Source organism: Xanthomonas sp. F10 (assembly GCF_014206815.1).
GTDB classification, from domain to species: Bacteria; Pseudomonadota; Gammaproteobacteria; order Xanthomonadales; family Xanthomonadaceae; genus Xanthomonas_A; species Xanthomonas_A indica.
In genome coordinates this window covers 300,420-312,920 of record NZ_JACHNP010000003.1, presented here as the reverse complement: position 1 = coordinate 312,920, position 12,501 = coordinate 300,420, and the positions used below count along the sequence as shown (strand labels likewise).

Below are 12,501 nucleotides of genomic sequence, written 5' to 3'. Positions count from 1 at the left end.
ACTGTGGCGTGTTGATGCTCTGGTGCGTGGGGAATAGCGCAACCACATTAAAACGAAACCAACGACAGCCCTATTTCCCCAGACTCGCCCCGCCGAGGGGACATGCAATCCGGTGCAGCCTGTATGGCTCCAGTGATTGGCTCAACGCGCCCGCGGTACTAGGCGAAGTTCTCCTACGAGATTCCGTTTGCAGAGTGCTTCGCTCTATCAGATAGCAGCGATTTGGACCAGCGCTTTCCTGTTCGCGACCATGCCAAATAAGTCACCGCGATCTCCAACACCTGCCACCACCAATATGCTCCGCCCGTATGTGCATTCATCACAGACACGACGAAATGCACCGCAATCAGCGCCGGCAGGCAAAGGAAGACAGCAACGAAAAAATGTGACCACATACTTGCTTTATAGAGTGAAAACGCCAGATATAAGCAGAGCGTTATTCCAGGAAAGAAAAATAAATATCTGAAATAGTCTCCCGCCGAATAGCTATTAAGTAAGTGCTTATTAGCAAAAAGGGTGTTCAATGCGATAAGAGAAAATGCCAAAAAAGATAAAAGCATTAACGCCCACTTGAAAATCTTCATCCCTGCCGTCTACCGTTGCAATCGCTTTGGCAAATAGTACGATATCTGTTCCGCAAGCATGGTTTGTATAATTTACTCAAATACTCCGACTTGGTCCGCTAAGAATCAGATTCTGTTGCTCTGAATATAATTTTACACCTACGCCCAAATAGGATTTTGGTTCTAGAGATTGCTTAGGTTTTAACTCGTGGCTTCGCGGGCATGTAGTTTTACTTAGTGCTATCGGCAATATCTAGAGTCACTCTTTTGTGACGCCCAATAAGCACCTGATTCAACAACAAATTCTTTATCGGTCTTTTTGTATATTTCCACATCAAGAGCTGTGGATTGGCGACAAAAAACTTTTCGATAATGAGCGTTAGAGCCGACATTGGATTTCTCATGAAATCCTTCAGCGTTAGCCAGCTTTTCGATAGCTTTGCCGCTTTCTATTATGTCGACAGGGCTATTCTTGGATATGGCATATCCGATGAATGTTACTTTATTAATGGTTGCTTCTAAGGTCGTCGGCCAATTTGATGGCAGAGATGATCTTGCAGCCTTCTTAAGATCAGCCATGGCAACTTTATCAGAGCCGTCATGGCCCAGAATAATAGATAAAGCTATGGCTCCAAAAGCAACAAAAAAGACTACTTTGAAGAAAATATTAGTTTTTTTACCAGCCACTTCCGATCCTCCACTTCTCTGTAGTGACTTCTCCGGGTGAAGCGCCAGCGCCAATGCCTAAACCCACTTCAGTAGCCGTACCTTGGCCAGGTGACCATGCAAAGGCGCCTCCAATTCCACGATAGCCACCTGCAGCCCCCATGCCAAAACCACCGATAAAATTGTCAACCTCGCTACCGCTTGGGTCGTCACATTGATTCAAGAATCCTGCCGATAGTGAGATTCCTGGGGTTTTAGTATTGTACGTCAAATAATTACGAGCAAATCCTCCCCCCACAAAAACTTTCCCACTACGTGACAGCGTAATTGAAAAACTGAAAACATAGAGGTCTGATTGAAGCTTAAAATAATCGGGGGTACGCTTCGGGCCATCCTCCCAAGACATTCGATGGCCGCCGTTATTAAACGAATCGACCGATTCGAGGCCATAAAAATCTATAGCTGACACGGGCCGCGATTGAGCGTAGATAAAAGTGCCGATTCCCCCTGCCAACCCAATCGGATCACTCTGCACATACCGCCCCGTACCGGCCTCGTAGTCACGGAAGTAGTTCCGATTGAGCCCACTCAACGCGTCGTAGCGCTGGCCCGGGAAGCGCATGTCGAACACGAAGGCCGTGCCGTCCTTGTCCGGATCCTGGTCCGGGGCAGTAGTACCGAAGGCTTCGCCCTTCAGGTCCCAGCGCCAGATCGCCACGTCGCGGACCGGGTCGATCACCGCGCGTGGGGTGCCAGATGGTCCGGCTGCACGTAGCGCAGCGTGGTCTTGGCCAGCACGCCGACCGGCAGATCCTCCAGCCAGATCGCCTGCTGCACGACGGCGCCGTTGTTGTCGTAGTCGCCCAGCCAGTGACCGCTCTCGTCGTACGCGTGTAGACGTTGGTCTTGCCCACCCGCCGCACCTGCTCCCTCGGCCGTTGTAGGCATAGTTCGCCACGGTGGTGCCGCTGCGCTTAACCTGTGTCGCCAGCCGCGGATGCCATACGAGTACTGCATGGTCGTAATCAAGGCAGCGGCAAGCATCTTAAAAACACACCTCAACAAGAATTCAAGATCGACCCAATTAAAGTCTCACACAAAATGTTTGCCAAATCAGCGGGAGTTTCACCTGCCGAGTTAAGCAAACTCTTATCTGCACCATTCTCTAAAAGCCACCTAACAGCATCAACATTACCTTGCTCAACCGCATTATGAAGAGGCGTATATCCATGCTCACCAGGAGTATTAAGGTCTGCGCCAGAAATAAAGAGAGCAGACATCTCTCGCACAGAGCCCCGCGTTGCTGCAACATTAATTGGATAGTCGCCGAATAGACTCACCCTTTTCACACTATCCAAATCAATTCCAGCATATTCAGGAAGATCTTTGTACAATGAAAAAACATCCTCTATTTTCATGGCAACCTCAGCTAATGATCATTGCGGGACAATTGCGGCCAATAAAATCCTCCAACTTCCTAATTGCCCTCCGGGTATTTTCAACCTCGATTACATGCCCGACATCCTGATCATTAAACCATTTTTTACTAAAAGCGTCCCGCAACTGCAGGCACTGTTTAAGACGCTGGAGGTTCGCAAGAGCATCCTTACATTTATCGCCCGTAGGCGGTATTGGCGATTTACAAATCCGACTATACTCCCGCCTTTCTATCGCTTGCTGTGCGCGCCCAACAGCGACGTTAGTGGCAATCCAGGGCAACCCCTTGATGCTGAAAACACTTTGCGGACCGACCAATTCAAATAAATTTGCAAGCAACGAAACATTCTCTTCCGTAACCTTTGGTCCGCAGCTATTTAAGTCGTATTTATTCTCAATGTTATTTGAGCCATTTGCCGCAGCGGCACCAGCAGCACCAGTCATACCGGGCCCAAAGCTAATGGGGAACGCCTGCAAGCCGCTGGCATCACTTAACATTAGTGAAGAACCGGCCACATAGCCATATGTACTAATACCCCCATCCAACCCAATCGGATCACTCTGCGCATACCGACCAGTGCCCGGCTCGTAGTCGCGGAAGTAGTTCTGGTTGAGCCCGCTCAGCGCATCATAACGCTGCCCCGGGAAGCGCATATCGAACACGAAGGCGGTGCCGTCCTTGTCCGGATCCTGGTCCGGCGCGGTGGTGCCGAAGGCCTCGCCCTTCAAGTCCCAGCGCCAGATCGCCACGTCGCGGGCCGGGTCGATGACGGCGCGCGGCGTGCCCAGGTGGTCGGGCTGCACGTAGCTCAGCGTGGTCTTGGCCAGCACGCCCACCGGCAGGTCGTCCAGCCAGATCGCCTGCTGCACGACTGCGCTATTGTTGTCGTAGTCGCCCAGCCAGTGACCACTCTCGTCGTACAGCGTGTAGGTGTTGGCCTTGCCCACCCGCCGCACCTGCTCCCCTCGGCCGTTGTAGGCGTAGTTCGCCACCTTGGTGCCATTGCGATTGACCTGGGAGAGCCGGCCGTTGGTGCCATACACGTACTGCACGGCGGTGCCGCCGATGGCGGTGGTGTTGCCAGCCGCATCGTAGCTGCGCGCCGTGCCGGCCACGCTGCTCAGGCGGTGGCTGGTGTTCGGATACGTATAGGTCTGCGTCGTGGTGTTGACCTTGGTGCTGAGGCGGTTGCCCGTGGCGTCGTAGGTATAGCCGTCGATCACCGCATCGGTCGGGCCGTCCTTGAACGCGGTCAGCCGGCCCAGCGGGTCGTAATCCAGTTTGATCACCGGTGCGGTGTTGCCGGGCGCGGTCAGCGCGCTGAGGTTGCCGACCGGGTCGAAGGCGAAGCCTACCGCCAGTCCATCGCTGCGGGTGTCGTTGATCGCCAGCGGGCGATAGTCCTGATCCAGCACGCGCTGCATCGGACGGCCGTTGCCGTAGGTCCACCCGGCCACCGGGCCGAACGGATAGTAGGTGGCCTGGTTCAGCAGCACTTGGCGCGTGCCGCCGGGCGGAGTCACCCCGACCTCGGTGGTCTGGCCCTGGGCGTTGCGCACGTAGTCCACCACCGCCCCATCCGGGTAGGTCAGGCGGCTCAGCTGCCCGGCCTTGGTGTAAGCGTAGCGAACCACGAACACCTTGCCGTTGGTGGTCTGCACCTTGCGCACCAACTCGCCGAAGCGATCGTAACAGTAGTCGGTGCTGCCGCTGCCGTCCTGCATCCGGGTCAGGCGGCCCACGGCGTAGGTCTCGCCGCTGGCGCAGGTCGGCTGACTGACGTCGTAGGTATAGCTGACGTTGAGGCTGGTGGTCGGATAGGTGACCTGGGTCAGCCGGTTCAACGCGTCGTAGCCGTAGCTGGTCTTGATGTTGCGCGCATCGGTCTGCGTCGCGCGGTTGCCGGCACTGTCGTAGGTATAGGTGGTGCTGCCGGTATCCGGGCTGGTGAGCTTGGTCAGGTCGCCCAGGCCGTTGTAGGCGTAGGTGGTGTCCAGGCCCTTGGGATCGGTGACCTTGGTGAGGTTATCCAGAGCGTCGTAGCCGAACTTGGTCTCGGCGGCGATGCCCCCCACGTCCTGCAGCGTACGCGCCAGGCGGTTGAGCGGGTCGTAGTCGTTCTGGGTGACATGCCCGAGCGCGTCGGTGACGGTCTTGGTGTTGCCGTTGCCGTCGTAGCCGAAGTCGGTCGGATCGCCCTGCGCGGTGGCCTGCGTGGCCAGTTGGCCAAGCTGGTTGTAGATGCGCGACAAGGTGCGCTTGAGCGTGCCAGACGCGTCCTTGGTGTCTTCCTTGAGCCGGTTGCCGGCATTGTCCAGGGTGTAGTGGATGGTGTTGCCGGCGTTGTCGGCGAGATCGGTCAGCCGATGCGCGGCGTCGTAGGTGAAGCGGGTGAACGCGCCATCGGGTTGCGTCACCTGCTTGACCAGGCCGGTCGGCCAGTAGTCGATCGTGGTGATGCGATCGTCGCTTTCGCTGCTGTCGTCGGCCCCACGCACCGTGGTGGCGGTCAGCCAGCCACGCGAGTGGTACGTGTAGTCGGTGACCACGCCATTGGCGTCTTTCGCCGACAGCACGCGGCCAGCGCTGTCGTAGGCCAGGTATTCGGTGACCTGGCCGAGCGCGTTGGTCGTCTTCCACAGGTCGCCCTTGCGGTGCGAGCAGGTGGTCGGGGAGGTGGCGCAGGTGCTGTCGTCGGTTGCGTAGTAGGTGAACGTGGTGGTGTCGTTGACGTCGGTGCGCGCGCCATCGACCGTCTTGGGCAGGCCCAGGATCGGGCAGGTGCTGTCGGTCGCGGCCACATCCGCCACTTCGCAGTAGCTGTAGGTGACCGTGCGCTGCTTGCCTGAGGCCGTGTCGCTGCTCGTCATCTGCACCGGCTGCAGGCGATCGTTGTAGCTGTAGGACACGGTACGCCCACCGGTCTGCACCGACAGCAGGCGATTGCTACCGGCCGCGGTACGCGTCGTTGTGGTGCGCTCCTGTGGTTGCCCGACCGCCTCGCGCACGGTGTGAATGTTCACCGCCACACCATTCTCTGTCGCTTCGGCATAGCTGTGCTGGGTCTGGACGCCACGGCGATCGGTGACGCTGCTGAGCCGGCGGCGGAAGTCGCTTGACTGATCGTTGTAGCTGTACTGCAGCGTGCCGTCGGTCCTGGCAACGGTGGAAACCTTCGGCGAGGCACCACCCGCCTCGGTCATCGTGTAATCGTTGACATCGCCCAGCGCATCGGTCACGCGAGTGCCGGCAGCCGAGTACGCCAACGTGACGCCGTCGATGCCACCGGCATGCTGGCTGGAGATCGCCCGGCCTACCTCGTCGTAGGCGAAGGTGCTGAAGCGCTGGCCGTCTTCGGTGGTCACGCCGGTCAGGTGGCGCGGGAAGCGACTGTCTTCATAGTGATAGATCCGGCTCTTACCGTCTGCATACATGACGCCAGTCAGGCGCTGTTGGTCGTAGCTGTAACTGGCCAGTTGCATCCCACCGGAAACGATGCCGGTGATCAGCGCGTCGTCATTGTCGTCGGCATACACCAGTTCGAGGGAGCGCCCCTGCAGCGAGGCGATGCTCTGCAAGCGCCCACGCGCGTTGTAGCCATACACCAACCCACTGCCATCCTCGGCCATGCGCGAGACCAGCTTGCCCTTGGCATCGAAGGTGTAGATCGCATCCTGGCGATACAGGACCCACTTGTCGCCGTTGGCGACGATGCGTTCGCCCGAGGCATTGGCTGCGCGATACTCGGTCCCCAGCTTGCGGAACGGCACGGCATAGCCGCTGCCCTCTACTAGGCCAAGCGCGTCGCCCTGGATCGTCAGGCGCAGGCTGTGCGAAAAGGTCCAGCCGGGGCCGAATCCACCCGTGTTCAGTGCGATACCCGAGTGGTAATAACGCGACAGGGTGATCCAGCCCAGGTCCAGATCGCGCTCGGCCTGGAATTTCTCGCCGGTCTTGACGTCGCAGGGGTTGCCCCGCATTCCGGAGTTGCCGCCATTTTTTTGCGTCTCGCATTGCAACGTCGAGACTTCGATGGTGGCGAAGAAGTCCTTATTCGTGCAGCCTTGGTCGCTGATGTGCCAGGTGGCATAGGGTTTCGGACACTCGGAGCGACGCGTACGCCCCATGAATGTGGTGTATTCGTTAGGGCCGCTGCAATCGTCATAGTACGTCCGAACGCTATACCGCCTACTTTGGGCTTCAATGCCGGCGTCATACTCGGGATATGGACCGAACGACAGTTCCCATGGCCCTTCCGGCGCGACCGAGGCCGAAGGGCAATTGGGTCTGGTAGCACTGATTTCCTGTGCAAGTACGGCCGCAGCCTGCTCTTCGGTCGGGATCTTGGACGCGTGCCAAGTGTCATATGTCCAGTTTTCGTCCTTGGCTTCGGTACGACCCATCCAATAGGTGATCACGGATGTCCCATTTTCCTGGACTACCGTGTCCTTGATCGTATCGACGTACTGGTACACATCCTCCATGTCCTGAGGCCCAGGAATTGCCTTGATCGCTGCCTCCGCAGCTGCTTGGGTGTAGTAGACGCCATGGGAATTCCCATCCTCATCACGGACCAAGAACTGCTGCTTCTTCCCTTCTGCCCCGGCGAACGCTGAACCCATGAACAGAAAGAACAGCGCCATTACCAACGCGAGGCGGGTGGCGCCGCTGGAGGTACGTTCGTGGTGCATCGTGTTCATCGCGCGTCCTTGCAAGAAGTCGATCAAGTCAATCGAGTCAGCGGCTACCAGTTGCCTGTCCAGCCGGAGGCCAATCGACGCGCAACAGCGCGTCACCAATGGCAGGCACAGGACTCGGCCGTGTTATCGGAGAACCAAACGGGTGGGGTGCCCGAGAGCGGGCAGTCGCGTCCTGAGCGACGCAGTACAGCGAACGGGTGCACGCACGTTGCGCATACGACAATCCTTGTCATTACGATGCGCAATGCTAGACGAGGGCATGGTCGTCTGCAACAACCCCGTCGGAAATCTCGCGTCTCCATTAAAGACTAAAGACGCGTCACACCTCCTCCTTGCACCCTCTCGGGCGACTTGGCGATCTGTCCGGCAGGAGCCATACGACCACGGTGCTAAAGTTGTCGATCAGCGTCCTCCACCGTCTGCGACTGCGCCCATGCCCGAACTCCCCGAAGTCGAAACCACCCGGCGCGGCCTGGAGCCGCATCTGTCGGGGCGGCGCATCCATGGGGTGATCCTGCGGCGGCCGGATCTGCGCTGGCCGATTCCGCCGGAGGTCGCGGAGCAGTTGCCCAGGCAGCGCATCGACGGGATTCGCCGGCGGGCCAAGTATCTGTTGCTGGACACCGCGGTCGGGAGCGCGCTGTTGCATCTGGGCATGTCCGGCAGTCTGCGCGTGCTGCCGGGCGACACGCCGCCGCGGGCGCACGACCACGTCGACATCAGCCTGGAAGACGGCCGGGTGCTCCGCTTCAATGATCCGCGGCGGTTCGGCTGCCTGCTGTGGCAGGCGCCGGGCGAGACCCATCCGTTGCTTGCCGAACTGGGGCCGGAGCCGCTGTCGGATGCGTTCGACGGCGATCATCTGTTCCGGCTCAGTCGCGGCCGCACCGCGCCGGTGAAGACGTTCCTGATGGATCAGCGCATCGTGGTCGGCGTGGGCAACATCTACGCCGCCGAGAGCCTGTTCCAGGCCGGCATCAGTCCGCTGCGCGAGGCCGGCGAGGTGTCGCGCGCCCGTTACGCGCGCCTGGCCGAGGCGGCCAAGGCGATCCTGGGTTATGCGATCCAGCGCGGCGGCACGACGCTGCGCGATTTCATCAGCCCGGACGGGGCGCCGGGCTACTTCGAGCAGGAACTGTCGGTCTACGGCCGCGAGGGCGAGGGCTGCAAACGCTGCGGGCGCACGCTGCGCCATGCCAGCATCGGCCAGCGCGCCAGCGTCTGGTGCGGCCAATGCCAGCGCTGAGCGATGGCGGCGCTCGCCGTGGTGTGCGGATGACGCAGTCGGCTCGGCGCGGGTAGAGCTCTTGCCCGGTCCGCATTGCCAAATCCGGGAGGCAGGGGCGGGAAGACGCGTCCCACTCGCCAGGTCTCGGCCGTCCGGCGCGCCCGTGCCCGCGGATTCCACCGCACGGGCGCCATCACCGCCGCCTTCGGCACCGCTTGTCTATGATGAGCGTCCTTTTCCGTTTCGATCCCGGCCATGCAACGACGCGATTTCCTCAAGAACGCCGCCGCCGCCTTCGCCGCCATGGGCTTGCCGGCAATGCCGATGCTCGGCCAGGCCGCCCCCGCGGTGGGCCTGCGCCGCCTGGGCACGCCGCAGCCGTTCGACTACGCCTGGCTCAAGGGCCACGCGCGGGCCATGGCCCAGGCGCCGTACCAGAGCCACAAGCGGGTGCTGCCGGCGCCGGTGGAGGGATTGACCTGGGACCAGTACCAGTCGATCCGCTACCGCCAGGATCACGCGCTGTGGGCGGCCGAGCAGGGGCCGAAGTTCCAGGCCAAGTTCTTCCACCTGGGCCTGTACTTCAAGACGCCGGTGCACATGTTCGACCTGGTGGACGGGCAGGCGCAGGAACTGGCCTACGACAGCGCGGCGTTCGACTACGGCAGCAGCGGGCTGAAGGGCAAGCCGCTGCCGAAGGAACTGGGCTTCGCCGGCTTCCGCCTCAACACCAAGCAGGACACCGACCGCGACTTCGCCGCCTTCCTCGGCGCCAGCTACTTCCGTGCGGTGGGCAAGGAAGGCCAGTACGGCCAGTCGGCGCGCGGGTTGGCGATCGATACCGGCACCGGCGGGCCGGAGGAATTCCCGGACTTCATCGCCTACTGGCTGGAACAGCCCAAGGCCGGCTCGGACACGGTGGTGGTGTACGCGTTGCTGGATTCGCCCAGCGTGGCCGGCGCCTACCGCTTCGCGATCACCAACGGCGACGTGCTGCTGATGGACATCGACAGCGCGCTGTATCCGCGCAAGACCATCGAGCGCCTGGGCCTGGGTCCGTGCACCAGCATGTACCAGGTCGGCGAGAACGATCGCCGCATGGACTGGGACTGGCGCCCGGAGATCCACGACACCGACGGCCTGGCAATGTGGACCGGCGGCGGCGAGTGGATCTGGCGGCCGCTGTGCAATCCGCCGCACCTGCGCTTCAACATGTTCGTCGACGAGAACCCGCGCGGCTTCGGTCTGCTGCAGCGCGACCGCAATTTCGATCATTACCAGGACGACGGCGTGTTCTACGAGAAGCGCCCGTGCCTGTGGGTGGAGCCGAAGCAGGGCTGGGGCAAGGGCTCGGTGCAACTGGTGGAGATCCCCACCGTCGACGAGACCTTCGACAACATCGTCGCGTTCTGGAATCCGCAGGACAAGCCGCAGCCGGGCCAGGAGCTGCTGTTCGGCTACCGCCTGTACTGGGGCGCGCAGCCGCCGGCGTCCTCGTCGCTGGCGCACTGCGTGGCCACCCGTACCGGCCTGGGCGGCGTGGTCGGGCAGAAGCGCCACTATTTCTCGTGGCGCTTCGCGGTGGATTTCGCCGGCGGCGAGCTGGCCAAGCTCGGCAAGGAGAAGGACGCCAAGGTCGAGGCGGTGCTGCAGCTCAACCGTGGCCGCACCGAAATCGTTTCGGCCCGGCCGCTGCACGAGATTTCCGGCTACCGCGCGATGTTCGACGTGGTGCCGCCGGACGACGGCAGCGAGCAGATCGACATCCGCCTGTACCTGCGCAGCGGCGAGCGCCCGCTGACCGAGACCTGGCTGTACCAGTGGACGCCACCGCCGGCGGCCGAGCGCAAGGTGTATTGAGCAGGCTGGGTATGCAAAACCGAAGTGTGTGCCCGTCGCATCTTCGAAGTGCAGGCGGCCACACCGTTGGCGTATGGGTGAGCGCGGGCCGGGATGCCCTGGATGCATTCTGATGCGTCAGCGCTGGGGTGACCCGTCAGCCGACGTATTGCTTCGTCGCGGCTGAAGCCGCTCCTACAACGTGTACAACGTTGCAGCTGCATTGACGCGCCCCCAACGAAGCACATATCTGTGGCGCCCGCAGGCCGACCGCCCAACCGTAGGAGCGGCTTCAGCGCGACCGCCCCTAACCGATAAGGCGGGCCCCACCGCCGATCCGGCATACAGACAGGCGTTGCCGCCCTAGCAGTACGCGGTGATACCCGGGCCTTCTCCTGTGGGAGGGACTTCAGTCCCGACGCTCTTTGCGCCGCGCCACAAGCGCGACGCAAGGGCGGACCTGCGCTCAGTGCTTGGCCGGCTCCTGCGGCGGCGGCGTGGCGTCCGTGCTGATGTCCTCGACATCGCCGATGTCGACCCGGCCCGGGGTGCGGCCGTCCCACACCTGGTCCTGCAGCTTCCAGTACGCGCTCGGTTCCCAGAACTGCTTGGCGTAGAACACTTCCGGATCGATGCTGCCGCCGCGCGGGCCGTTGATCGACAGCGGGCCGGCCGCACCGGAGTGGCCGAGCAGGCCGCCGGTGCTGCGCATCGCTTCGCGCCGCAATACCGCTTCCTGGCGCGGCTTGGCGACCTGGTCGCCGTACTCGGCGAGCATGGACTTGTCGAGCTTGACCGCGCGCTTGCGCTCGTCCGGGGTCAACTGGTTCCAGTACTCCATCTTGCGCGCGCCGAACTGGTCGTAGCCGCGCTCGGCGGCCAGCGCCATCCACAGGAAGCCCATCGTATGGTCGGCGGCGCCGCCCTGGCCTTCCCAGTACATTTCGCCCAGCCGCGCCTGCGACGGCTTGTCGGCATAGCGGGCGGCCAACTGGTACTGCTTCCTGGCCTCGGCGTACTCGCCCTTCTTGTCGGCGCGGATGCCGGCGCGGCGATAGAACAGGTCCAGGTGCGCGTCGAGGAAGCCGTCGGTCAGGACCTGCGCCGGGATGTCCTGGAAGGTGTGGTCGCCCGGGGCCGCAGCGGCGGGGCCGGGGAGGGCAAGCAGCAGGGCACAGGCCAATGCGGTACCGCTGGCGGCGAAAAATCCTTTCAACGAAAGCATGTTCCTCATCCCATGAGTGCGATCGGCGCGATTCTAGGCATGCCGCCCGGGGGCGCTCCATAGACTGATGGCATAGGCACCGCCGCGCGTGCGGCACGCGTCAGCCACGGTTCATCGCCTCCAGACCTGACGCACCAGCACGGTGCGTCGGCGGTTGCAGTCGCGTTACAGCGGCAGCGCGATCTGCAGCGGATCGATGCGGCCTTCGCCGCGCATGATCTTCTTGAACTCGGGGCGGCTGACCGACACGTAGCGCTCGTTGCCGCCGATCTCCACCTGCGGGCCGTCCTGCACCGCGTGGCCGTTCTCGTCCACGCGCACGGTCATCGTCGCCTTGCTGCCGGTGTGGCAGATGGTCTTGATCTCCTGCAGTTCGTCGGCCCAGGCCAGCAGGTACTGGCTGCCCTCGAACAGTTCGCCGCGGAAATCGGTGCGCAGGCCGTAACAGAGCACCGGGATGCGCAGCCGGTCGACCACTTCGCTGAGCTGCCAGACCTGCGCACGGCTGAGGAACTGGGCCTCGTCCACCAGCACGCAATGCAGTGGCCCGTGGCTGGCGATGTCGGCCTCGATGGTGGCCAGCAGATCGGTCTCGGCGACGAACGGCATGCCGTCGGCGCGCAGGCCGATGCGCGAGGCGACCACGCCGCTGCCGGCGCGGTGGTCTAGCCGCGGCGTCAGGATCGCCGTGCGCATGCCGCGCTCGCGATAGTTGTGCGCCGACTGCAGCAGCGTGGTGGTCTTGCCGGCGTTCATCGCCGAATAGTAGAAATACAGTTTCGCCATGCCGCCGATTCTAGCGCGGCGGCCGCGCGCCCCGGCCTTCGTCGGCCGGATCGCGA

General features: G+C 61.8%; 8 protein-coding genes and 1 pseudogene. 2 read left to right on the top strand and 7 right to left on the bottom strand.

The genetic code is table 11. From position 1 onward, the window contains the following. Window positions 1–173: 173 nt before the first annotated feature. The 5 genes and pseudogenes from FHR56_RS18125 to FHR56_RS20525 form a co-directional block, all read right to left on the bottom strand. A complete protein-coding gene (locus FHR56_RS18125) occupies window positions 174–584 on the bottom strand; it encodes a hypothetical protein (RefSeq protein ID WP_160947484.1) in 411 nt (136 codons plus the stop codon). 219 nt (window positions 585–803) lie between these two features. Beyond that, entirely contained in the window at window positions 804–1,250 is a 447-nt protein-coding gene (locus tag FHR56_RS18120; protein WP_160947483.1) for a hypothetical protein, read from the bottom strand. A gap of 433 nt (window positions 1,251–1,683) precedes the next feature. Continuing rightward, window positions 1,684–2,214: pseudogene (locus FHR56_RS18115) on the bottom strand (RHS repeat-associated core domain-containing protein); the annotation flags it as partial. 73 nt (window positions 2,215–2,287) lie between these two features. Continuing rightward, the gene (locus FHR56_RS18110) at window positions 2,288–2,647 is read right to left on the bottom strand and encodes an ankyrin repeat domain-containing protein (RefSeq protein ID WP_160947482.1); all 360 of its coding nucleotides are present in this window, start codon (window positions 2,645–2,647) and stop codon (window positions 2,288–2,290) included. A gap of 7 nt (window positions 2,648–2,654) precedes the next feature. Further along, a complete protein-coding gene (locus FHR56_RS20525; protein ID WP_221441956.1) occupies window positions 2,655–7,367 on the bottom strand; it encodes an RHS repeat-associated core domain-containing protein in 4,713 nt (1,570 codons plus the stop codon). Between the two features lie 433 nt (window positions 7,368–7,800). On the opposite strand from FHR56_RS20525, the gene mutM reads away from it, so the two are divergent. Further along, window positions 7,801–8,613 (top strand): bifunctional DNA-formamidopyrimidine glycosylase/DNA-(apurinic or apyrimidinic site) lyase, encoded by an 813-nt coding sequence (gene mutM, locus FHR56_RS18100; RefSeq protein WP_160947481.1) that lies wholly within the window; start codon window positions 7,801–7,803, stop codon window positions 8,611–8,613. Between the two features lie 237 nt (window positions 8,614–8,850). Further along, window positions 8,851–10,455: a glucan biosynthesis protein D gene (locus FHR56_RS18095; protein ID WP_160947480.1), complete on the top strand. Its 1,605-nt coding sequence runs from the start codon at window positions 8,851–8,853 to the stop codon at window positions 10,453–10,455. Window positions 10,456–10,900: 445 nt separating this feature from the next. Here FHR56_RS18095 and FHR56_RS18090 read toward each other — a convergent pair whose 3' ends face one another. Together FHR56_RS18090 and FHR56_RS18085 are read right to left on the bottom strand one after the other, a co-directional pair. After that, window positions 10,901–11,659: a sel1 repeat family protein gene (locus tag FHR56_RS18090; RefSeq protein ID WP_160947479.1), complete on the bottom strand. Its 759-nt coding sequence runs from the start codon at window positions 11,657–11,659 to the stop codon at window positions 10,901–10,903. A 165-nt stretch (window positions 11,660–11,824) separates the two neighbouring features. Beyond that, complete coding sequence (locus FHR56_RS18085; RefSeq protein WP_010340794.1) at window positions 11,825–12,445, bottom strand: thymidine kinase; 621 nt, start codon at window positions 12,443–12,445, stop codon at window positions 11,825–11,827. Window positions 12,446–12,501: the final 56 nt, after the last annotated feature.